This is a genomic window from Rhodococcus sp. ARP2 (assembly GCF_001029585.1).
Classification (GTDB): Bacteria; Actinomycetota; Actinomycetes; order Mycobacteriales; family Mycobacteriaceae; genus Rhodococcus_F; species Rhodococcus_F erythropolis.
On sequence record NZ_LEKE01000112.1, the window covers coordinates 1 to 22,481 of the forward strand.

The following is a 22,481-nucleotide window of genomic DNA, read 5'->3' on the forward strand; positions in this document are numbered from 1 at the left end:
CGTCCTGCACACGCTGGCTGCGGCACAGGAAGGCGAGGTCGACTTCGACCTCGACACCATCGACGCGATCAGCCGCAAGGTGCCGTGCCTGTCCAAGGTCTCCCCCAACTCGGACTACCACATGGAGGACGTCCACCGCGCCGGCGGAATCCCCGCGCTGCTCGGTGAGCTTCGCCGCGGCGGACTCCTCGAAACCGACGTGTCCACCGTGCACACCAAGAGCTTCGACCAGTGGCTCGACGACTGGGACATCCGCTCCGGCAAGGCAACCGACGAGGCAATCGAGCTTTTCCACGCGGCTCCCGGCGGCGTGCGCACCATCGAACCGTTCTCCACGGACAACCGTTGGTCTGCTCTCGACACCGATGCGGCCGGCGGCTGCATCCGCGACGTCGAGAACGCCTACACCGTCGAAGGCGGCTTGGTTGTCCTGCGCGGCAACATCGCACTCGACGGCGCAATCCTCAAGACGGCCGGCATCGACGAGGAACTGTTCTCCTTCCAGGGCCCGGCGCTCGTCGTCGAATCTCAGGAAGAAGCCGTCTCGGTCATCTTGCAGAAGAAGATCAAGGCCGGCGACGTTCTCGTCGTGCGTTACGAAGGCCCCAAGGGTGGCCCCGGCATGCAGGAAATGCTGCACCCCACTGCCTTCCTCAAGGGCGCAGGCCTCGGCAAGGAATGCGCACTGATCACCGACGGTCGTTTCTCGGGCGGAACCTCCGGACTGTCCATCGGTCACATCTCCCCCGAGGCTGCCGCAGGCGGAGTCATCGGACTCGTCCAGAACGGCGATCAGGTCCGCATCGACGTCGCCTCGCGCACGCTCGAGATCCTGGTCGACGACGACGTCCTCGCCGAGCGACGCGCGAAGATGGAGGCCTCCGAGCGCCCGTGGCAGCCGGTCGATCGTCAGCGCACCGTGACGACAGCCCTGCGCGCCTACGCCGCTCTGGCAACGTCCGCCGACAAGGGCGCGGTTCGCTACGTTCCGTAAGTTCTGCCACGAACGGACATAGATCCCCGGCCGCTTCGGCCGGGGATCTTTTCTGTCAGCGTGCGAGATGAATCGGGATCAGATCCGCGCCAGTTCCTCCGGAAAATCTTCATCCGGTGTTGTACGAGCATGCACCACAACCCAATCCGATCATCGCGTCGGTTTGGTACGCATCGTCGGCAGCACATTCGACAACCACGCCGACACGTAGGAACTTGCGCATGGCGACCTTGAGCCGGCGCAGCGTCCAGGGACTTCTTTCACACGAGAACGGATGAAAGGTCAGCGCCCATACGGAATTCCGCGACATCGCACATCCGGTCGAGTTCGTAAGCGTCGAGAGACGTCGGAGTACCACCACCGAACGCCACTGCGTCGTAGTGCGTGCAGTGGCCTGTCAGCCGTCTTGCGCGGATACACATATACGTAATTCTGGTACGGACGTACCGCAACTGTGAGACTCATTGACCGCAAGACCGACCGACAGGTACCGAATAGTCGGCCGACACGCGGAGCACGAACGGAACGATATGAGCTATCAGACATTTCAGACTGAATCGCGCGTCCGGCTCGTGAGCGAATTCACTTGGACGTAGGGTTCCAGACACCAGCTGATCAATTCAGATACATGAGGGGGGATGACTTCCAGTCAGGTGATCATTTCGGTCAGTTCGAGCTAGCTGACTTGCACACGGCGCTCACCAGTGGTTCCCTCATCAGGTCGCTGAGACGCACATCACAACGACGACAGTCAGCCACCGCCCGCCACCCACAAGGTCGACGGGAAACAACCAAGGAGCAATACATGCCCGGAGTCGGCATATGGCGCACCAAATCCGTCGAGCAATCGATCGCGGACACCGACGAGCCTGAGACAAAGCTCAAGAAGGAACTGACCGCGAAGGACCTCACGGTATTCGGAGTCGCCGTCGTCATCGGCGCAGGCATCTTCACGCTGACTGCTCGAACCGCAGGCAATGTCGCAGGACCCTCGATTTCACTGGCATTCGTTCTCGCTGCGATCGCCTGTGGCCTTGCCGCGCTGTGTTACGCGGAGTTCGCCTCCACCGTTCCAGTCGCAGGCAGCGCATACACGTTCTCCTACGCGACGTTCGGTGAGTTCGCAGCCTGGATCATCGGCTGGGACCTCATCCTCGAGTTTGCTCTCGCCTCCGCCGTCGTCGGCAAGGGTTGGTCGCTGTACCTCGGCAACGTCATCGGGGCGAGCGGCAGCACCACCGCCCACATCGGGTCGATCAGCTTCGACTGGGGCGCCCTGCTCATCATCGGCGCGATCACCCTGATTCTCGCGATCGGCACCAAGGTTTCCTCGCGAGTCTCCGCGATCATTACCGCGATCAAGATCGCAGTAGTCCTGCTCGTCATCGTCGTGGGCGCGTTCTACATCAAGAAGGAGAACTACTCTCCCTTCATCCCGCCGTCCGAAGGATCCGAGAGCTCTGCAAGCGGAATCCATCAGACCTTGTTCTCCTGGCTGACCGGTGCAGGCGGAAGTAGCTACGGCGCCTACGGATTGCTCGCCGCAGCCAGCCTCGTGTTCTTTGCCTTCATCGGCTTCGATGTCGTCGCCACCACGGCCGAGGAAACCAAGAACCCGCAGAAGTCGTTGCCACGCGGAATCTTCGGCTCGCTCGCCATCGTCACCGTTCTCTACGTTGCCGTCACACTCGTCCTGACCGGCATGGTCAAGTACACCGAACTCAAGGACGGCAGTCCTCTGGTCGGCGATTCCAGCGCCACCCTCGCAACCGCATTCGAGGCCAACGGAATCGGTTGGGCACAAACCGCCATCAACTTCGGTGGCCTGGCCGGCCTCACGACAGTTGTCATGGTCATGATGCTCGGCCAGACCCGCGTCCTCTTCGCAATGTCCCGTGACGGCCTCATGCCGCGCAGCCTGGCCAAGACCAACGCCAAGGGCATCCCGATGCGCATCACGTTGATCGTCGGTGGCATCGTCGCCGTCCTGGCAGCCTTCTTCCCGATGGGCACGCTCGAAGAGATGGTCAACATCGGAACGCTGTTCGCATTCGTCCTGGTTTGTGTCGGTGTCATCGTCCTACGCCGCACCCGCCCCGACCTGCCGCGCGGATTCCGCGTCCCACTGGTGCCCTTCGTGCCGATCGTCGCCGTGCTCGCCTGCGGTTGGCTGATGCTCAACCTCTCGGTCGAGACCTGGATCCGGTTCCTCGTCTGGATGGCCATCGGTGTGCTCGTGTACTTCGCCTACGGTCACCGCAAGTCGGTCCTCGGTCGCAAGCTCAAGGACGGAACAGCCATCCCGTCCGCGAACGCCGACCCGGTACTCGTCAAGGACTGATCCTTCACAGACGAACCGCCGCTCTCCGATTCGGAGAGCGGCGGTTCGTTTGTTCGACGGCGCGAGTTTCAGATGAGCGGATTGGCACCGTTCAGGAAGATCCAAGTGCAGACGCCGGCAGCGATGCCGAGGATCAAGACCACGAGCGATCCGACGAACGGGCGGGTTGCCCAGCCACGACGACCGTCGAGCGAAATACGGCCAGGACCCGTCAAAATGATGACGCCCGCACAGATTCCGAGCAGCATCTCGTACTCGGTACCGGCCGGGGCGAAGTACTCCAGTCCAGGTGCGCTCGCCTGACGCAGCGCCCACGCATTGATCATCACGGCCAGAACCGATGCTGCCGCAACGGGAGTCAGCAACCCCAGGATCAGGAGGGCGCCACCTGCGACCTCACCGACGGCGCCGAGGATCGCCATCCACTTCGCCTGCTGGAACCCGGCATCCGCCAGCATCGTCTCGAAACCGCCCAGACCCGGCCCGTTCCAGATACCGGTCAACTTCTGCAGACCGTGCACCAGTGCTGTTCCGCCGACGGCCAAACGCAGTGCAAGCAAACCGAGGTCGAGAGTGCCTCGGCCCCGCGGAGTCTCGGTGGTCCCTGCCACGGCTTCGGCGGTGGGGACGGCGGTGATCGGAGCGTCGTACGCCGTCTCTCGCCCGAGAGCCACTGTCGGCTGATCCGCGCCCGGCGCTCGGTATGTCGGTATCTGTTCGGTCAGCGAGTTGGCGTTCGTGGAACCGAAATCGAGATCGTCGTCGGTCCGCGGCAACGGATTCTTGGCGCTCACCGTCGGAAATTGTTCGGTGGGCGAGTCATACGGACTGGACACGTTGCCCGTCGGCTTGTCCGCATCCGACAACTCGCTGGGATCTTTTCGCTCGTCAGTCACGTAGGTGAGCCTATGGCCGATTCACGAACTCGACGGGGAACCTTGGTCCGGCGTGGCGGCATCTGCCGTGGGTTACGTAACGTCTTGGGCATGACTACGGGTAGGCATGCAGCGCTGGGCGCACTGGCTCTGGTGCTCGGGACATCGTTGCTCGCAGGTTGCGCGGACTTCGACGAATCGACTGCCTCGCCGTTCACACCCGAACCGACCAACCAGGCAAGCGCCGAAGTGCAGCCGGAGAATCCGCCGCCGTCGACCACGCCGCCGGCGCCGCGGACCGGCCCCCTCGGGCCGTGTCAGGACGCCGACACCGCCGTGATCGCAACCTGTCTCGACACCACCGGCGGCCTCGTCACACTCCCGGACGGGAACTCCGGGCTGGTGGCCGAACGGCGAACCGGCCGAATCATGCAGGTAGCCCCCAACACGACACCGGTCGAGGTTGCCAAGATCGATGTCGACGGCAGCGGCGACGGCGGACTGCTCGACATCGCCCTCTCCCCCACATTTGTCGAAGACAACCTGATCTATGCCTACGTCACCACCGGAACCGACAACCGGGTGGTCCGCATTGCTCCCGGTGACACCGCCAAGGAGGTCCTCGGCGGAATCCCGCGCGGTGCAAGCGGCAACGGCGGATCACTCGAGTTCGCGGCCCCGGACCAGCTCATGGTCCTGACAGGCGATACCGGCAACCCTGCGGTTGCTCAGGATCCCGGCTCGTTGGCGGGGAAACTGTTGCGAGTCCGATCGTTGACGCCAAACGCTTCGCCGCCTCGCCCGGAACTTGTTCTGTCCGGAATCGGTAACGGCGGCGGCGTGTGTGTCGATCCCGGCATCGCGACCTGGGTCACCGACCGAACCACTCTCGAAGATCGCCTCCAACGCGTCGGCTCCGACGGCACAGTGACGTCGCCCGCTTGGACCTGGCCCGACCGGCCCGGCGTCGGGGGGTGCATTGCGGCGCAGGGAGTGGTAGCTGTCGCGTTGGGGGCCGGCAAAGCGATCTCCGCATTGGCCGCTGACCCCGGAACGGGAGCGATCACCACCGCGCCGTCGGCAGTGGCGAAAGACACGTACGGCCAACTGGGCGGTTTGGCGCTCGGATCCGACGGTTTGATGTGGGCGAGCACGATCAACAAGACCGCGGGCGAGCCGGGGCCGAACGACGACAAGGTGGTCAAGATCCCGATGCCGAGTGGCAGCGGCGGGATCGACTGAACCGCGATCGCCGAAGCGCCATGTCTGTTCGGTCACGGATCCCGTGACCGAACATGCACAGATGCGTACTCTTTTGTTAGCGGGGCTAAACACCCCGCACTTGCCAGGAGCGGTTGGCCAACCACGACAAAGGAGTCGGTATGAAGGCAATCCAGTACACGAGAATCGGCGCGGAACCCGAACTCACGGAGATTCCCAAACCCGAGCCCGGTCCAGGTGAAGTGCTCCTGGAAGTCACCGCTGCCGGCGTCTGCCACTCGGACGACTTCATCATGAGCCTGCCCGAAGAGCAGTACACCTACGGCCTTCCGCTCACGCTCGGCCACGAAGGCGCAGGCAAGGTCGCCGCCGTCGGCGAGGGTGTCGAAGGTCTCGACATCGGAACCAATGTCGTCGTCTACGGGCCTTGGGGTTGCGGCAACTGTTGGCACTGCTCACAAGGACTCGAGAACTATTGCTCTCGCGCCCAAGAACTCGGAATCAATCCTCCCGGTCTCGGTGCACCCGGCGCGTTGGCCGAGTTCATGATCGTCGATTCTCCTCGCCACCTTGTCCCGATCGGTGACCTCGACCCGGTCAAGACGGTGCCGCTGACCGACGCCGGTCTGACGCCGTATCACGCGATCAAGCGTTCTCTGCCGAAACTTCGCGGAGGCTCGTTCGCGGTTGTCATTGGTACCGGCGGTCTCGGCCACGTCGCTATTCAGCTCCTCCGTCACCTCTCGGCGGCAACGGTCATCGCTTTGGACGTGAGCGCGGACAAGCTCGAACTGGCAACCAAGGTAGGCGCTCACGAAGTGGTTCTGTCCGACAAGGACGCGGCCGAGAACGTCCGCAAGATCACTGGAAGTCAAGGCGCCGCACTGGTTCTCGACTTCGTCGGCTACCAGCCCACCATCGACACCGCGATGGCTGTCGCCGGCGTCGGATCAGACGTCACGATCGTCGGGATCGGGGACGGCCAGGCCCACGCCAAAGTCGGGTTCTTCCAAAGTCCTTACGAGGCTTCGGTGACAGTTCCGTATTGGGGTGCCCGCAACGAGTTGATCGAATTGATCGACCTCGCCCACGCCGGCATCTTCGACATCGCGGTGGAGACCTTCAGTCTCGACAACGGTGCCGAAGCGTATCGACGACTGGCTGCCGGAACGCTCAGCGGCCGTGCGGTTGTGGTCCCTGGTCTGTAGACCGACAGCGGCAAAACGACAGCGGTAAATACTGATGCCCGGCCGAATTCGATTCGGCCGGGCATCAGTGTCAGAAATTCGGTGTGCGCTAGCTGCACGCCTCGATGACAAGTTCCTTCACACGAGCCGCGTCTGCCTGTCCTCGGGTGGCCTTCATGACGTCGCCGACGATCTTTCCGGCGGCCTGGACCTTGCCACTGCGGATCTTGTCCGCGATGTCGGGGTTGGCTGCGAGTGCCTCGTCGACGGCTGCCTTGAGCTTGGTTTCGTCACGTTCGACGACCAGCTCCGGGTGGGCCGCGACAACCTGCTCCGGGTCACCCTCGCCGTCGAGGACGTGATCGACGACCTGGCGAGCGACCTTGTTGTTGAGCTTGCCGCTGTCGATGAGAGCTACGACCTGCGCAACCTGCGCCGGGGTGATCGGCAGAGCGCCGAGTTCGACGCCGCGGGTGTTGGCCTGCTGCGACAGGTAGGACAGCCACCAGGAGCGCGCTGCCTCGGGCGAAGCACCGGCCTCGGTGGTCGCGATCACCAGATCGATGGCGCCGGCGTTGACGAGGTCACGCATGACCTCGTCGGAGATTCCCCAGTCCTTCTGGATCCGCGCGCGGCGAATCCAGGGAAGCTCCGGCAAGGTGCCGCGCAGTTCTTCGACCCACTCTGCGCTCGGAGCAACAGGCTCGAGATCCGGTTCCGGGAAGTAGCGGTAGTCCTCGGCCGTTTCCTTGCGGCGTCCGGCGGCCGTGGTGCCGTCGGCTTCCTGGAAGTGGCGGGTCTCCTGGATGACCTCGCCGCCGGCGTCGAGAACTGCTGCCTGACGGCGCATTTCGTAGCGAACTGCGACCTCGACGCTCTTGAGGGAGTTGACGTTCTTGGTCTCGGTACGCGTTCCGAGTTCCTTGGCGCCGATCGGCATCAGCGAGATGTTGGCGTCGCAGCGCATCGATCCCTGATCCATCCGCACGTCCGAGACGTCGAGAGACTTGAGCAGATCACGAAGCGCCGTCACGTAGGCGCGGGCAACCTCGGGAGCGCGCTCACCGGCACCGTGGATGGTCTTGGTGACGATCTCCACCAGCGGCACACCCGCACGGTTGTAGTCGAGCAGTGAGTGGCTCGCACCGTGGATACGGCCCGTAGCGCCACCGACGTGGAGGGACTTACCGGTGTCCTCCTCCATGTGCGCGCGCTCGATGTCGACACGCCACGTCGTCCCGTCGTCGAGGATCACGTCGAGGTATCCCTCGGTTGCGATCGGCTCGTCGTACTGGGAAATCTGGTAGTTCTTCGGCTGATCCGGGTAGAAGTAGTTCTTGCGTGCGAATCGGCCCCAAGGCGTGATGGAGCAGTTGAGAGCAAGGCCGATCCGGATCGCGGACTCGACAGCGGCTGCGTTCACCACCGGCAACGAACCGGGCATGCCCAGACAGACCGGGCACACCTGGGTATTGGGTTCGGCACCGAACTCGGTGGGGCACGGGCAGAACATCTTGGTCGCGGTGCCGAGTTCTACGTGCACCTCCATACCCATCACAGGCTCGTACTTGGTCAGTACTTCGTCGTAATCGAGGATGTCGGGCGCATCGACAGCAGTCATGGTGATCAGTTTATGCGTCTGCGGCTCAGCCGAAGAATGCGGCTGCCTCCTCGTAGCGCTCCTTGGGCACCGTCTTGAGTTTGCGGGTCGCCTCGGCGAGCGGAACGAGGTCGATGGACGTTCCGTGCAACGCGACCATCTGACCGAAATCTCCGCGGTGAGCTGCGTCGGTGGCATGAACGCCGAAGCGAGTGGCGAGGATGCGGTCGTGCGGCGTCGGGGTGCCACCGCGCTGGATGTGTCCGAGGACGGTGGTGCGAACTTCCTTGCCGATCCGGCGCTCGATCTCGTTTCCGAGCTGCTGCGCGACACCGGTGAAGATCTTGTGGCCGAACTCGTCTATGCCACCTTCGCGCAGAGTCATCGACGCGGGATCGGGCATCGCACCTTCAGCCACGACGCAGATGAAGTGGGAGTCGCCACGCTGGAAGCGCTTCTTGACCATCGCGCACACCTCGTCGACGTCGAACGGCTGTTCCGGAACCAGAGTCAGGTGTGCCCCCGACGCCAGTCCGGCTTGCAGCGCGATCCAGCCCGCGTGCCGGCCCATCACCTCGACGAGCATGACGCGCTGATGCGATTCAGCCGTGGTGTGGAGTCTGTCGATGGCGTCGGTGGCGACGGCCAAGGCGGTGTCGAACCCGAAAGTCACGTCGGTGCAGTCGATGTCGTTGTCGATCGTCTTGGGCACACCGATCACGGGTACGCCGCTCTCGGAAAGCCAACTGGCCGCGGTGAGTGTGCCTTCGCCGCCGATCGGGATCAGGACGTCGATCCCGTTGTCGTCGAGGGTCTGCTTGATCTGATCGAGGCCCGCACGGAGTTTGTCGGGGTTCACGCGAGCGGTGCCGAGGATCGTGCCGCCGCGGGTGAGGATGCGGTTGATGCGGTCATCGGAGTCGAGCGGGACCTTGCGGTCCTCGAGCAATCCTCGCCAGCCGTCCCGGAATCCGACCACGGTACTGCCGTAACGACCGGCCGACGTACGTACGACGGCGCGGATGACCGCGTTCAAGCCCGGGCAGTCGCCGCCGCCCGTGAGGATTCCGATTCGCATAGTGCAGCACCTCTCGTGACCGGATTGTGGATCTTGGTGTCCATCTTCCCCCAGTCACCGTATTGCCGCAGGATAGCGGCGTTGCCGAGCCGCAACGCCGCGCCGCACTGGGCCACTAACCCGGCGTGACGAGCCCGCTTTCGTACGCCAACACGACTGCCTGGGCGCGATCGCGCAGATCGAGCTTGGACAGCACCTTCCCGACATGGGTCTTGACGGTCTGCTCGGCGACGAACAGCCGCTCGGCAATCTCGACGTTGGACAATCCGCGGGCGATCAGTTCGAGGACCTCGCGCTCACGCGGGGTCAGCGCATCGAGCGCTGCGGGCCGTGCGCGCGGTGCGGCCCGCCGGCTGGTCACATCGGCAATCAGGCGACGCGTCACCGTCGGCGCCAGCAAGGCCTGCCCTTCGGCGACGACACGCACCGCCCGAATCAGTTCCTCAGCCGGTGCGTCCTTGAGCATGAACCCGCTCGCTCCGACGCTCAGGGCCTCGTAGACGTAGTCGTCGATGTCGAAAGTGGTGAGCATGAGGACTCGCACCGGCGGTTCCCATCCGGCGGACAGAATCTGGCGGGCAGCGTCGAGTCCGTTCATCTCGGGCATACGAACATCCATCAACACCACATCCGGACGCAATCGCGCGACCTCGGCGACGGCGATCTTGCCGTCCGGCGCATCGCCGATCACGCTGATGTCTGGCTGAGCGGAGAGTAGGGCTCCGAACCCTTGTCGAACCATCGCCTGGTCGTCTGCGATGAATACTGTGATGGGCACTCGGACAGCCTAGGCGGGCATCGACGGCAACTCGGCCCGGACCTCGAACCCTCCGTCCTCGCGCCGGTTTGCCAACAGCATGCCGCCCACGGCCGAAGCCCGCTCACGCATTCCGCGTATTCCGTTGCCACCAGTGGTTTCCGACGCCGAGTGCTGATTGCCACCCAATGGCGAAGGCCCGTTGTTCACGAGCGCGCTCACCGATTGCGGGCCGAACGCCACGGCGACCTCGATGGGTCCGCCTGGTGAATGCCTGGCCGCATTGGTAATCGACTCCTGAATGATCCGGTAGAGCGCAAGGCCCGTGGATTCCGAGACCGACGCTCGATCTCCGTCGACTCGCCACGACACCGGAAGTCCCGCACGGGTACTGCCGAGCAGCAGTTCGTCCAACTGGTCGACGCCCGGTTGCGGGGCCGTCACCACGGAGTCACCGTCGCTGCGCAGCACTCCGAGGAGACCACGAATCTCGTTGAGCGCTGCTCGCCCTGTCTCACTTATCGATTCGAATTCGGTCCGGATCTCGGGAGTGACCGCATCGAGTCGGTACGGCGCACTCTGCGCTTGCACGACCACCATCGACATGTGGTGGGCCACGATGTCGTGCAAGTCGCGGGCGATACGCGCCTTCTCCTCGAGGATCGTGCGCCGTGTGCGTTCGAGTTCGCTGACTTCCTCCTGCTTGGCCAACTGACGGCGCGAGAGAACCAACCAGCGGATCAGCAGGCAGAAGACCACCAGGGCGCTCAGCCCGACGGCCCAACCGGCTCCGTCGCTTCCCGGAGCGTTGCCGAGGAAAAGCAGCACCGTGGCGATCCAGGCGACACCGACAACCTGAATGGGTGCTCGCAGACTCACCGCGGCCAGCAACGACATCAGCACGATGATGTGGACGACCTGCCACGGGTAGTCGTAACCAGTCGTGTTGTCGAACACCAACGGGATGATCAGTGCCGACACCGCCGACACCGCCCATCCCAACGGAGCGTTGATCCGGATCAGGACAAACGGAAAGGCGGCCAACGCGGCGACGAAGGGCATGATCGGCGGCGAAACATGATGCGTCAGTTGCAGTGTCGGCCAGGCAATCGAATAGAGGATCAGAGTGATCACTACGATGACGATGTTCCAGAACTGACCGCGGGCCACGAAACTGGTTGCCCGGCGCACCTTCTCCGAATGTACGACCGCCCCGTCGAGGCCGGACAGCACCGACCCGGCAGTGGTGTATGTCGGCGCGGGCACACCCGGTGCGCCTCTGTTCTTCCTTCGGACCTTGATCACCCGTCAAGCCTATGAAGGCGAACCCCGAAAGTCCTCATACTGCAGAGTGAGATCCCCCTACCTCCGAGGTATCACAGGGGGGGAATTCTCACCCGATCGCACGTCGGAGAACCCCTCTCCAGAGCGATGACCGCCAGGATTGTCCGTTCATAGCGTGAACGGCATGCGGATCACACGAGTGAAAGACCTCTCTCGAAGCGCCGGCACCTGGGCTGCCCTGGCGCTGGCGGCAACGGCAGCGATCACCGTCACTGCCGGAGCGAGCGGAGCCGAGCCGCCGCGCACCGAGAATTCGAACGCATCCAGGGCGATCGCCACTGTGACTACCGCGGATGCCTCTGATGCTGCGACCACCATCCCGTCGGATTTCGCCGCATTTGCCGGCTACACGCCTACCGTCGTCGACGGATACCTCGCCAACCCCCACGGCGACTGCTCGTCACCGATTCCGCTTCCCGACGAATTCGACTCGGCCTGCAAAGCACACGATCTCGGGTACGACCTACTCCGCTACGCGCATTCGCACGGAACGGAACTGGGGCCGTGGGCCCGCCAGGTCCTCGACGGTCAGCTCGACGAGCGAATGCATGCGGCCTGTGAAGACCGCACGTCCTTTCTCTCACGTGGGTATTGCTTCGCGATGGCCGATGTCGCCGTCACAGCGGTGAACGGAAACTCTTGGCGCCAAAGCTATCTGACTCCGGTCGCGGAATCGGGGTTCGGTTACGGCACGGCCGGAGTTCTGGCAGTTTCCGCCCTCGGCTTCACCCTGATGCGATCGCGGCGCCTCGATCCGTCGAACGAGTTCTCCTTCTCCCCGAAAGCGATTGCAGCATGAGCGTTCTGAATGCGTCACGGACCCCCGTTCTCGCCCGAGTCGGGGCGCTCGCACTCCCCCGGGTGTCCACGAGCGTCGCCGTGGCAGCGATGTCCGCCATCTCGCTAGCTCCCGGACTCCTGCCGAGATCAGCCGTACTCCAAGGGGTATTCAGCGGTCTGCTCGTCGCGGTCGGGCTACTGGCGATGTGGGCGTTCTCCGCGGTAGCCCGTCGGCTCGTCCCCGACCGGGTCAAGGCCCGATTCGACGAACGTCATTGGCGCATCACCGCGTTCGGGTTGTCGACTGCCGGCACCGCAGTTGCGATGTTCGCCGCCGCCGGTTGGCAGAACTCGCTGCGAGCAGCGATGGGCGCACCGCCTGCCGGGCTGATCCACTGGGCGGAGGCGGGGTGCATTGCCTCGCTGACCGCCCTTGCACTCTGGGGCCTCGGGGTCGGACTTTCGAAGGCGCTGCGGTGGATGGGTTTCGCGCGGAGCGTGGGCGCACTGGTCATGGGAGTCCTCGGCGTGCAGTTGGTCGTCGGTCCCGCCGTCTGGAACGGTCTCGCCGATTCGTTCGACAAGTCCAACGCGTACATCGACACCGCTCTGACACAGCCACTTTCGGCCTCTGCGACAGGCAGCTCCGAATCGCTCATCTCGTGGACCTCGATGGGCGCGGAGGGACGCAAGTTCGTTGCTGCAGGCAAAGACTCGGTGCGCGTCTACGCCGGTGTGGATTCCGCACCCGATGCCGCATCGCGTGCCGCTCTCGCCGTGAACGAACTCGATCGCGTCGGTGGCTTCGCCCGCAACAGCGTCGTGGTGGCCGTTCCGACCGGCTCGGGCTGGATCGACACCCACGCAGTCGACGGTATCGAGCAACGGTTCGGCGGAGACGTCGCGATAGTCGGGCAGCAATACTCCGACGCACCCAGTTGGGCGACATTCCTGTTCAGCCGCGACGACGCCGAAGAATCAGCCACCGCCCTGTTCAAGGCTGTCGGTAGCCACATTGCCGCGATGCCGGCCGAAGAGCGACCGGACCTGTTCCTCTACGGACAGAGCCTCGGCGCCGTCGGCGGCAGCGCCGCACTGACCGACGCTCTGTCCGAGGGCAGTCCCATCGTCCCGTGCGACGTGTTGTGGGCCGGTCCCCCGGCCGGCGCGACACGAACGGACGGCGCAACCGTCCTCGCGAATACGTCCGACCCGGTGGTGTGGTGGTCCCCCGCCCTCGCGACGCAGAAGCCGGATCTGAGCCGTGCCGTGCAGGACGGCCCGATCCCGCAGTGGATCCCGGGCGTCACGTTCTTGCAGACCACCGTCGACATGCTCGGTTCGCTCGGTGTACCCGCCGGTCACGGCCACCGCTACGGAACCGATCAGGGAACAGCTTTGGGGACTTGCTCCTGAAACTGCTGTGCGCCTTTATTAACCGCGTGGGGTTAATAAAGGCGCACAGCAAACAGGTCAGACTGCAGTTGCAATCGGGCCGCGAGCAGCTTCGTAGGCGGCACCGACACGGTAGAGGCGCTCGTCAGCCATGGCGGGCGCCATGATCTGCAGGCCCACCGGCAGGTTGTCGTCCGCGGACAGACCCGATGGCACCGACATCGCGCAGTGTCCGGCCAGGTTGGTCGGCAGCGTGCACAGGTCGGAGAGGTACATGGCCAACGGATCGCCGACCTTCTCCCCCAACTTCCACGGCGTGAACGGGCTGGTCGGCGAGACCAGTACGTCTACCTTCTCGTAGGCCTTGTCGAAATCGCGTGCGATGAGGGTACGAACCTTGAGCGCCGAACCGTAGTAGGCGTCGTAGTAGCCCGAGGACAGTGCGTAAGTACCGATCATGATGCGGCGCTTGACCTCCGGGCCGAAACCGGCGGCGCGGGTTGCCGCCATGACCTGGTCGGCACTCATGTTGCCTTCGTCGACCCGCAGTCCGTAGCGCATGGCGTCGAAGCGGGCCAGGTTGGACGAGACCTCACTGGGCAGCACCAGGTAGTACGACGCGAGCGCATGCTCGAAGCTCGGGCACGAAACCTCGACAACTTCGGCGCCCAAAGCCTTGAGTTGCTCGACAGCAGCGTCGAAGGAAGCGATGACGCCGGGCTGGTAGCTGTCGGAGTGAAGTTCCTTGACCACACCGACTTTGACGCCGCGCAGGTCGCCGACTGCACCTTCACGTGCCGCAGCGACCACCGGACGCACGGGGGCGTCGATGGACGTGGAGTCACGCGGATCGTGCCCGGCGATGACCTCGTGCAGCAGAGCGGTGTCGAGCACGGTGCGACCACAGGGGCCACCCTGATCGAGCGAGGAGGCGCACGCGACGAGCCCGAAGCGCGAGACAGTTCCGTACGTCGGCTTGGTTCCGACCGTCGCGGTGACCGCAGCGGGCTGACGGATCGACCCGCCGGTGTCGGTGCCGATGGCCAACGGGGCCTGACGGGACGCGAGCGCTGCAGCGCTACCACCACCGGATCCGCCGGGGATGCGGGTGACATCCCACGGGTTACGCGTCGGACCGAATGCGGAGTTCTCCGTGGAGGAGCCCATCGCAAATTCGTCGAGGTTCGTCTTGCCGAGGATCGGGATGCCCGCAGCGCGAAGCTTGCTCGTCAGGGTCGCGTCGTACGGCGCAACCCAGCCTTCGAGAATCTTCGACGCACAGGTGGTCGGCATGTCCGTCGTGGTGAAGATGTCCTTCAACGCAATCGGAACTCCGGCGAGTGCCGAAGCGGGTTCGTTTCCGCCTGCGAGCGAGTTGTCCACTGCTGCGGCGGCTTCGAGAGCCTGTTCACCGGCAACGTGCAGGAAGGCGTGGTACTCGGTGTCGACGGCAGCGATGCGGTCGAGATGCGCCTGCGTGACCTCTACCGAGGACACCTCACGCGAGTGGATCTTGCCGGCCAGCTCAGAGGCGTCCAGCGTGGTCAGATCGGTCATTCGCCCTCTCCAAGGATCTGCGGAACCGCAAAGCGATCCTGTTCGACTGCGGGTGCTCCGGACAATGCCTGCTCGGGGGTCAACCCGGGCACGATCACGTCGGGGCGCGTCACGTTGGTGACGGCATTGGGGTTCGCCATGGGCGGGACGTCGTCGGCCGCAACCTCGGTGACCACCTTGACGTGGTTGAGAATCGAATCCAACTGACCGGCGAACTCGTCGAGTTCGGCATCGGACAGGGCGAGTCTGGACAGCCGCGCGAGGTGCGCGACCTCGTCACGGGAGATGGCAGGCACCGCGGGGCCCCTTTCGGAAGAGGACGTGAACATTGCCGGTCCAGCCTAGTTGCTCGCCGCGACAGACCTGTAAGCACGCCTGCTGTGTCCCTGTAATCACGCCTGCTGTGTCGACCGGTACGCACGCCTACTGTGTCCACCGCCACGTCGAATCCACCTCGTGTTTCGCTCGTGTGACAAGCATGTGCACCCGGTGTGACCCCGCCGCGGCGCCCACCAACGCGTGCTGAGCAAGTGCAAAGATGGGTGTGGCCCGGGTCGACGTGATCCGGGCGAGAACCGATCAGCGAAAGGCACGCGCGTGTCGTACCTGCTTCGCGTCCAACTGCCCGACCGACCCGGCAGCCTCGGCGCGCTCGCCGTAGCTCTCGGATCCGTGGGCGCAGACATCCTCTCCCTCGACGTCGTGGAGCGAGGCGACGGTTTTGCCATCGACGACCTCGTGGTCGACGTCGAACCCGGAGCGCTGCCCGACACCTTGATCACCGCTGCCGAGCATCTGCCCGACGTGCTGGTCGATTCGATCCGCCCCTACGCCGGGATTCTCGACACCCATCGTGAGCTCGAACTCATCGATTCCGTTGCGACAGCCCGAAACGATCGACTACAGGTCCTCGTCGACGGCGCGCCGCGCGTACTGCGAGTCGGCTGGTGCGTCGTCGCGGACATCGGCAAGCACGGTGCGTACCGCGTCGTCGGTAGCGCCGGCGCGCCGGAAACCCATGCCACCGACATTCCGTGGATGCCACTGGACAAGCCCACCGCCCTCGACGGCGAGGCCGACTGGGTTCCGGACGTCTGGCGAGAGATGAACACCAGCCTTGCTGCCGCACCGCTCGGGTCCGGCAATCGAGTCCTGATGCTCGGTCGTCCCGGTGGACCCGAATTCCGCCCTTCGGAGATAGCCCGCCTCGGCTATCTCGCCGGAATCGTCGCGACAGTGCTGGGTTGACCAGGCCGGGTAATCAGGCCAGACCGCGAACCATGACCGTCAGCTCCATACCGCGAATCGGCTCCCACGCGCGCTCGGGATCGGGGACGAACCCGTTGCGGTCGTAGATACGACGAGCATCGACCATCTCGGGCTGCGTCGAGATGACCACCGAGTGATCGCCTCGGTCGTAGGCTTCGGCGATCACTGCGCGAACCAATGCGGTTCCGGCGCCCGATCCCCGAGCCTGCGGCGAGACCGCGAGCATGCGGAACTCGAGTTCGCCCTTCTGCGCAACATCCGCGAAGGGCGTGCCGGGTTCGGCGATCGTCAAAGAACCGACGACCTCTTCGCCGAGAACGGCAACCAGCACCCGCCCCTGCTCCACCCGAGTTGCGGTGTCTCGCAGGCGCTCCGCGTACGGCGATCCGCCGGCGACAAATCCACCACCCACGTACGACTGCACAGTCAGTTCCCCGACGGTCTCGAACTCAGCCGGTAGAACTTCACGAATCTCGATCATGGCGTCACTATCGCACCCAGCACACCAATCTCAGAAATCGGACAAAGTCACTCTGATTCGTCCAAATCGGTGGGAGCAACCGCATCCGGGCCATCTTCGAGCAACCGCTGGAAGCCGTCTTCGTCGAGCACCGGCACACCCAATTCGACTGCCTTGTCATGCTTGGAACCGGGAGCTTCACCGACGACGACAAACGCAGTCTTCTTCGAGACCGACCCAGCCGCCTTACCGCCGCGCACCAGAATCGCTTCCTTCGCCTGATCTCGCGAGTACGTCTCGAGCGAACCGGTGACGACGATCGAGAGACCCTCGAGATTGCGCGGAATCGAGTCGTCCCGCTCGTCCTCCATGCGCACCCCGGCCGAAGCCCACTTGTCGACGATCTGCTGATGCCAGTCGACGGAGAACCACTCCACGACAGCGGCGGCGATTGTGGATCCGACACCGTCGACTGCAGCCAACTCGTCGACCGACGCTTCCCGAATACGTTGCAGCGAACCGAATTCGCCGGCCAACGCCCTCGCGGCAGTGGGGCCGACGTGCCGAATCGACAGTGCCACAAGCACTCTCCACAGCGGCTTGTCCTTGGCCGAATCCAGGTTGGCCAGCAAGCGTTTTCCGTTGGCAGACAGCGCTCCCGCATTGGTGCGGAAGATCGGAACCTCGATCAGTTTCTCGGCGTCGAGTGAGAAGAGATCGCCCTCGTCACCGATGACCTTCGCCTCCAGCAGTCCGGTCGCGGCCTCGTAACCGAGCACCTCGATGTCGAATGCTCCGCGCCCCGAGACGTGGAACACGCGCTCGCGCAACTGCGCCGGGCAGTACTGCTGATTAGGGCATCGCACGTCGACGTCGCCCTCTTTCGCGGGTGCCAACAACGTGCCGCACTCGGGGCAATGCGTCGGCATGACGAACTCGCGCTCGGTACCGTCACGAACGTCTGCCACGGGACCGAGAACCTCGGGGATGACATCTCCAGCCTTGCGCAACACCACGGTGTCGCCGATCAGCACACCCTTGCGCTTGACCTCCGAGCCGTTGTGGAGGGTGGCCAAGGACACAGTGGAACCCGCCACCGTGACGGGTTCCATGTACGCGAACGGCGTCACGCGACCCGTGCGGCCGACACTGACCCGGATGTCGAGGAGCTTGGTCGTGACCTCTTCCGGCGGGTACTTGTACGCGATCGCCCACCGCGGTGCGCGAGACGTGGTGCCCAGACGTCGATGCAACGACATCTCGTCGACCTTGACCACCAACCCGTCGATCTCGTGCTCGACGTCGTGGCGATGTTCTCCCCAGTACTTCATCTTTTCGACCACGGCGTCGGCGCCGACCACCCGCGAGGTGTGCGTGGACACCGGCAGCCCCCAGGCGGCGAGGGCCACGTAGGCGTCGTACTGCGAAGCCGGCTCGAAACCTTCCATGCGCCCGAACCCGTGGCAGATCATGCCGAGGCGGCGACGCGCGGTGACGGCCGGATTCTTCTGACGCAGGGAGCCCGCCGCAGAGTTGCGCGGATTGGCGAACGGCGCCTTACCCTCCTCCACGAGGGAGGCATTGAGTGCCGCGAAGTCCTCGAGGCGGAAGAACACCTCTCCTCGCACCTCGAGCAAGGTTGGAATCGGGAATTCGTCCGTAGCGGTGAGCCGCTCCGGGATGTCGTTGATCGTCAGGGCATTGAGAGTGACCAGCTCGCCCGTACGACCGTCGCCGCGGGTTGCGGCACGCACGAGTTTGCCGTTCTCGTAGACGAGATTGAGCGCGACACCGTCGATTTTCACTTCGCAGAGATAGTGCAGTTCCGGCCCGGTTTCCTGCTCTACCTTGGCGATCCATCCGCGGAGTTCGGACTCGTCGAAGACATTGTCGAGGCTGAGCATCCGCTCGAGGTGATCGACGGACGTGAAGTCCGTCGCGAATCCGCCGCCGACGAGTTGCGTCGGAGAGTCGGGAGTTCGCAGATCCGGGTACCGCTCTTCGAGAGCATTGAGCTGCCCGAGCAATGTGTCGAATGCACCGTCCGAAATGACGGGCGCGTCACGAACGTAGTAGCGGAACTGATGCTGGCGTACCTCTTCGGCCAGCTCCGTCCACTGCTCGCGCGCCTCGTTGGGCGCTGGCTGCATTGCATCCGCGGTTTCAGTCACAGCTAGAAGATTATCGGTTCACACCGACACACCACACGACTCCACGTCAGAACGCAACACATCAGAACGCCGACGGATCGTCCACCAATGCCTTGCCGACGTCTGTGCACAGCCGAAGGGCGGCTCGACTCCACTCGAGGCTCGCACCCGCAAGACCACAGCTTGGGGTTACCGCGACCTGGTTCTGCAGGAGTTCACGCGAGAAGCCGAGACGATCGATCAGGGTGACGGCGGGCATCGCGCACTCTTTCCACGTCACCGGCTTTTCCGGCGGGTCGGAAGGAACCAGACCGAGCGCCAATTCCTTGCCGGCGTCGCACAACTGGCCGATGCCGTCCAGATCACGTGAGCCGATGAGCGACATGTCGAAGCTCACGCCGAACGCCTGGCTTCGCCTCAGCAGATCCCACGGCATGTCGGCGCCGCAACTGTGGACGATTGTGGGCAGTCCGCAACCGCTGATCGTCGAGTCGAGAACGGCGAGCGCCTCGGGTTCCGGCAGAGCCGGAACGCTCTCCATCTTGGTGCGCCCGGGTAGTGAACCGGCCAGCAATGCCGCGATCTGCGGCTCGTCCAATTGGATCACCACTCGGGCACCGGTACGACGAGTGACCTCGGCGGCGTGGCGCGCGAGCCCCTCACCAAGTGATTCGGCGATGTCCCGGAGTGCCCCACGGTCGACGAGAACTCGCGAACCGTTTGCAACCTCGATCTCGGCGCCGAGTGTCAGCGGGCCGGCAGCTTGGAGCTTGACGACGTGGTCTCCGCCGACCAGACGGGCCGATTCCCAGGCTTCCTCGAGTGCGTCGAGATCCTGATTCAGGAAGTCCTCGGCTCGCTTCGCGACGTTTCCCCGCCGAGGCACGACGCGATAGGCGCGGGTCGAGGCATCGAGGTTGATGTCGACCAGAATGGCGCCTGCTCGGCCGACCATGTCAGCGCCGAGACCGCGGCTCGGCAACTCCACCAGGTGTGGGAAACCGCCCAGTTCGCCAAGGATGGTTGCGGCGCTTTCGCGGGCGTCCGTGCCCGGCCAGGATCCGATTCCGGTGACGAGGCCACCGATGGAAACCTGCTGTGTCACAGTGTGTTCGGCTCGGATTCGGTGCCGGAGATGGTGCCACTGCCGAGAACCTGGTCGCCCAGTTCGCTGTCGGGGCGATACAGCACGACGGCCTGGCCCTTCGCGACGCCGGTCAGTGGTTCGCGCAACGAAATGGAGATGCCGCCGCCCGAAGTACCGTCGTCGACGGCCTCGGCGACGGCCTGCGCCAGTCCGCCGTGCGCACGAACCTGCACCATGCACTCGACGGGGCCTTCCGGCGCCTGGCCCGAGGTCCAGATCGCGCGCTGGGCCGAGATGGCCCAGACGTCGAGATTCTTGGCCGAACCGACTCGCACCGTTCCGGTTTCGGGCTCGATCGCGGTCACGTACCGCGGACGGCCGTCACCTGCGGGACCTTCGACGCCGAGGCCCTTGCGCTGTCCGATCGTGAAGCCGTGTACGCCGTCGTGTGCAGCGAGGACCTCACCCGAATCGGCATCGACGACGCTTCCCGGACGAACGCCGATGCGCGCACCCAGGAATGCTCGGGTATCGCCGGTCGGGATGAAGCAGATGTCATGGCTGTCAGGCTTGTTCGCCACAGCCAGACCGCGCTCGGCGGCTTCCTCACGGATCTGTTCTTTCGGTGTGTCACCGATCGGGAACATCGCTCGCGAAAGCTGATCAGCCGTCAGCACACCGAGGACATACGACTGGTCCTTGTCCGCGTCGACCGCCCGGCGTAGGACGCCGTCTTCGAGGCGCGCGTAATGACCGGTCGCCACGGCATCGAAGCCGAGAGCGACCGCACGGTCGGCCAGTGCGGTGAACTTGATCTTCTCGTTGCACCGCAGACACGGATTGGGGGTCTCACCCGCTGCGTACGACGCCACGAAGTCGTCGATCACGTCTTCCTTGAAGCGATCGGCGAAATCCCAGACGTAGAAGGGTATTCCGAGGACGTCGGCAGCGCGCCTGGCGTCGCCGGCATCTTCCTTCGAGCAGCATCCACGCGAACCCGTCCGCAATGCACCCGGCGCCGTGGACAGCGCAAGATGAACGCCGACGACGTCATGTCCGGCGGCAACTGCGCGGGCGGCGGCGACAGCGGAGTCGACACCTCCGCTCATGGCTGCGAGTACTCGCATCAGCGATCCCCTCCACGCGAACCGGCACCGGCAAGACCGGCGGCCCGAGCGCGCTCTACTACTTGTGGAAGCGCAGCGATCAGCGCGTCCACATCGGTGACACTCGACGTATGTCCGAGCGAAAATCTCAGTGAGCCACGCGCGACGGGCGATTCGACGCCCATCGCGATCAAGACATGGCTGGCTCTGGCCACACCGGCGGTGCAGGCCGAACCGGTGGAACATTCGATACCGGCGGCGTCGAGCAGCATCAGCAACGAATCGCCCTCGCAGCCGGGGAAGGTGAAGTGCGCGTTACCGGGAAGCCGATCGGATCCGGTCGGGCCGTTGAGCACCGACTCGGGAAGAATCTCCAGGACTCCGTCGATCAAACGGTCACGCAACTGCGCCAATTCCCTTGTGCTGGAATCGAAGTTCTCGACGTTTGCGCGCAGCGCCGCAGCCATTCCGACAACGCCCGCAGTATCCGGAGTGCCCGAACGCAGATCACGTTCGTGTCCGCCGCCGTGAAGGAGCGGCACACACGGAACCTGGCGTCCGAGCAGCAGTGCGCCGACGCCGTGCGGACCACCGAACTTGTGCGCCGCGATGCTCAGCGCGGACAACTTGCTCGCCGCGAAATCGACCGGCAATTGCGCAACGGCCTGAACCGCGTCGCTGTGCATCGGAATCTCGAACTCAGCCGAAATCTCCGCCAACTCCACGATCGGCATGATGGAGCCGACCTCGTTGTTGGCCCACATCACCGTCACGAGTGCTACCTCGTCGGCGTGGACGGAAAGCTCGTCGCGCAAGGTCTGCGGGTCGACGACACCGTTCTCGTCGACCGGCAACCACGTCACGCGCGCGCCCTCGTGCTGCTCGAGCCACTCAACGGCGTCGAGCACCGCATGATGCTCGACGGAGCTGGCCAGGATGCGAGTGCGTCGCGGATCGGCGTCACGGCGAGCCCAGTAGATGCCCTTGACCGCGAGATTGTCGCTCTCGGTTCCGCCGGAGGTGAAGATGACCTCCGAAGGCCGCGCACCCAGGCTGGCAGCGATCGATTCCCGCGACTCCTCGACGCGGCGCCGGGCCGCACGGCCGGAACCGTGAAGCGAGGACGCGTTGCCCACGGTTTTGAAGGTATCGGTCATCGCCTCGATAGCGGCTGCCGACATCGGAGTCGTGGCGGCATGATCGAGGTACACCGGAAATCCGGCGTGGGCACTGGGTGCAGGCAGAGTCATGGCTTGACAAGGATAGCCCAGCACGAGAGT

20 protein-coding genes are annotated in these 22,481 nt (G+C 64.4%); 7 read left to right on the top strand and 13 right to left on the bottom strand.

Translation table 11 applies throughout. From position 1 onward, the window contains the following. A partial coding sequence (locus ABX74_RS27325) for a dihydroxy-acid dehydratase (RefSeq protein ID WP_047890153.1) occupies window positions 1–994 on the top strand: 994 nt, incomplete at its 5' end. A gap of 109 nt (window positions 995–1,103) precedes the next feature. Here ABX74_RS27325 and ABX74_RS30510 read toward each other — a convergent pair. Further along, window positions 1,104–1,304: a hypothetical protein gene (locus tag ABX74_RS30510; RefSeq protein WP_047890154.1), complete on the bottom strand. Its 201-nt coding sequence runs from the start codon at window positions 1,302–1,304 to the stop codon at window positions 1,104–1,106. 495 nt (window positions 1,305–1,799) lie between these two features. Between ABX74_RS30510 and ABX74_RS27335 the strand changes: the two genes are divergently transcribed. Further along, window positions 1,800–3,335 carry an amino acid permease gene (locus tag ABX74_RS27335; RefSeq protein WP_019747924.1) on the top strand — a complete coding sequence of 512 codons (1,536 nt, stop codon included), beginning with the start codon at window positions 1,800–1,802 and terminating at the stop codon, window positions 3,333–3,335. A 68-nt stretch (window positions 3,336–3,403) separates the two neighbouring features. Here ABX74_RS27335 and ABX74_RS27340 read toward each other — a convergent pair whose 3' ends face one another. Next, the gene (locus ABX74_RS27340) at window positions 3,404–4,231 is read right to left on the bottom strand and encodes a DoxX family protein (RefSeq protein WP_082148572.1); all 828 of its coding nucleotides are present in this window, start codon (window positions 4,229–4,231) and stop codon (window positions 3,404–3,406) included. Window positions 4,232–4,321: 90 nt separating this feature from the next. On the opposite strand from ABX74_RS27340, the gene ABX74_RS27345 reads away from it, so the two are divergent. Both ABX74_RS27345 and ABX74_RS27350 read left to right on the top strand, forming a co-directional pair. After that, the gene (locus tag ABX74_RS27345) at window positions 4,322–5,452 is read left to right on the top strand and encodes a PQQ-dependent sugar dehydrogenase (protein WP_047890155.1); all 1,131 of its coding nucleotides are present in this window, start codon (window positions 4,322–4,324) and stop codon (window positions 5,450–5,452) included. A gap of 140 nt (window positions 5,453–5,592) precedes the next feature. Continuing rightward, the gene (locus ABX74_RS27350; RefSeq protein WP_019747921.1) at window positions 5,593–6,639 is read left to right on the top strand and encodes an NAD(P)-dependent alcohol dehydrogenase; all 1,047 of its coding nucleotides are present in this window, start codon (window positions 5,593–5,595) and stop codon (window positions 6,637–6,639) included. Between the two features lie 88 nt (window positions 6,640–6,727). Here the strand turns inward: ABX74_RS27350 and gatB are convergent, their stop codons facing one another. From gatB to ABX74_RS27370, 4 genes are all read right to left on the bottom strand, one after another. Further along, window positions 6,728–8,239, bottom strand: a complete 1,512-nt coding sequence (gatB, locus tag ABX74_RS27355) for an Asp-tRNA(Asn)/Glu-tRNA(Gln) amidotransferase subunit GatB (protein ID WP_019747920.1) — start codon at window positions 8,237–8,239, stop codon at window positions 6,728–6,730. Window positions 8,240–8,264: 25 nt separating this feature from the next. Then, window positions 8,265–9,296: an ATP-dependent 6-phosphofructokinase gene (locus ABX74_RS27360; RefSeq protein ID WP_019747919.1), complete on the bottom strand. Its 1,032-nt coding sequence runs from the start codon at window positions 9,294–9,296 to the stop codon at window positions 8,265–8,267. Window positions 9,297–9,411: 115 nt separating this feature from the next. Continuing rightward, window positions 9,412–10,074 carry a response regulator gene (locus tag ABX74_RS27365; RefSeq protein ID WP_007729374.1) on the bottom strand — a complete coding sequence of 221 codons (663 nt, stop codon included), beginning with the start codon at window positions 10,072–10,074 and terminating at the stop codon, window positions 9,412–9,414. 9 nt (window positions 10,075–10,083) lie between these two features. Continuing rightward, entirely contained in the window at window positions 10,084–11,358 is a 1,275-nt protein-coding gene (locus ABX74_RS27370) for a sensor histidine kinase (protein WP_047890156.1), read from the bottom strand. Window positions 11,359–11,521: 163 nt separating this feature from the next. Here ABX74_RS27370 and ABX74_RS27375 point away from each other — a divergent pair, with 163 nt between their 5' ends. Both ABX74_RS27375 and ABX74_RS27380 read left to right on the top strand, forming a co-directional pair. Next, window positions 11,522–12,196 (top strand): hypothetical protein, encoded by a 675-nt coding sequence (locus ABX74_RS27375; protein ID WP_029255103.1) that lies wholly within the window; start codon window positions 11,522–11,524, stop codon window positions 12,194–12,196. Further along, the gene (locus ABX74_RS27380) at window positions 12,193–13,593 is read left to right on the top strand and encodes an alpha/beta-hydrolase family protein (protein WP_047890157.1); all 1,401 of its coding nucleotides are present in this window, start codon (window positions 12,193–12,195) and stop codon (window positions 13,591–13,593) included. The genes ABX74_RS27375 and ABX74_RS27380 overlap by 4 nt, the downstream gene beginning before the upstream one ends. Before the next feature lie 57 nt (window positions 13,594–13,650). On the opposite strand, the gene gatA is transcribed toward ABX74_RS27380, so the two are convergent. Together gatA and gatC are read right to left on the bottom strand one after the other, a co-directional pair. Further along, on the bottom strand, window positions 13,651–15,129 hold the full coding sequence (gatA, locus tag ABX74_RS27385) for an Asp-tRNA(Asn)/Glu-tRNA(Gln) amidotransferase subunit GatA (protein WP_047890158.1): 1,479 nt from the start codon (window positions 15,127–15,129) through the stop codon (window positions 13,651–13,653). After that, a complete protein-coding gene (gene gatC, locus ABX74_RS27390; RefSeq protein WP_003944747.1) occupies window positions 15,126–15,425 on the bottom strand; it encodes an Asp-tRNA(Asn)/Glu-tRNA(Gln) amidotransferase subunit GatC in 300 nt (99 codons plus the stop codon). Before gatC ends, gatA begins: the two co-directional genes overlap by 4 nt. 301 nt (window positions 15,426–15,726) lie before the next feature. On the opposite strand from gatC, the gene ABX74_RS27395 reads away from it, so the two are divergent. Then, complete coding sequence (locus ABX74_RS27395; protein ID WP_020969299.1) at window positions 15,727–16,377, top strand: hypothetical protein; 651 nt, start codon at window positions 15,727–15,729, stop codon at window positions 16,375–16,377. A gap of 13 nt (window positions 16,378–16,390) precedes the next feature. On the opposite strand, the gene ABX74_RS27400 is transcribed toward ABX74_RS27395, so the two are convergent. The 5 genes from ABX74_RS27400 to ABX74_RS27420 form a co-directional block, all read right to left on the bottom strand. Then, entirely contained in the window at window positions 16,391–16,879 is a 489-nt protein-coding gene (locus tag ABX74_RS27400) for a GNAT family N-acetyltransferase (protein WP_019747912.1), read from the bottom strand. A 47-nt stretch (window positions 16,880–16,926) separates the two neighbouring features. Beyond that, complete coding sequence (gene ligA / locus ABX74_RS27405; RefSeq protein ID WP_411269033.1) at window positions 16,927–19,008, bottom strand: NAD-dependent DNA ligase LigA; 2,082 nt, start codon at window positions 19,006–19,008, stop codon at window positions 16,927–16,929. 82 nt (window positions 19,009–19,090) lie between these two features. Continuing rightward, window positions 19,091–20,113 carry a methionine synthase gene (locus ABX74_RS27410; protein WP_047890160.1) on the bottom strand — a complete coding sequence of 341 codons (1,023 nt, stop codon included), beginning with the start codon at window positions 20,111–20,113 and terminating at the stop codon, window positions 19,091–19,093. Further along, window positions 20,110–21,222 (bottom strand): tRNA 2-thiouridine(34) synthase MnmA, encoded by a 1,113-nt coding sequence (gene mnmA / locus ABX74_RS27415; protein ID WP_003944736.1) that lies wholly within the window; start codon window positions 21,220–21,222, stop codon window positions 20,110–20,112. The genes ABX74_RS27410 and mnmA overlap by 4 nt, the downstream gene beginning before the upstream one ends. Continuing rightward, window positions 21,222–22,451 carry a cysteine desulfurase family protein gene (locus tag ABX74_RS27420; RefSeq protein ID WP_020907247.1) on the bottom strand — a complete coding sequence of 410 codons (1,230 nt, stop codon included), beginning with the start codon at window positions 22,449–22,451 and terminating at the stop codon, window positions 21,222–21,224. Before ABX74_RS27420 ends, mnmA begins: the two co-directional genes overlap by 1 nt. Window positions 22,452–22,481 lie beyond the last annotated feature (30 nt).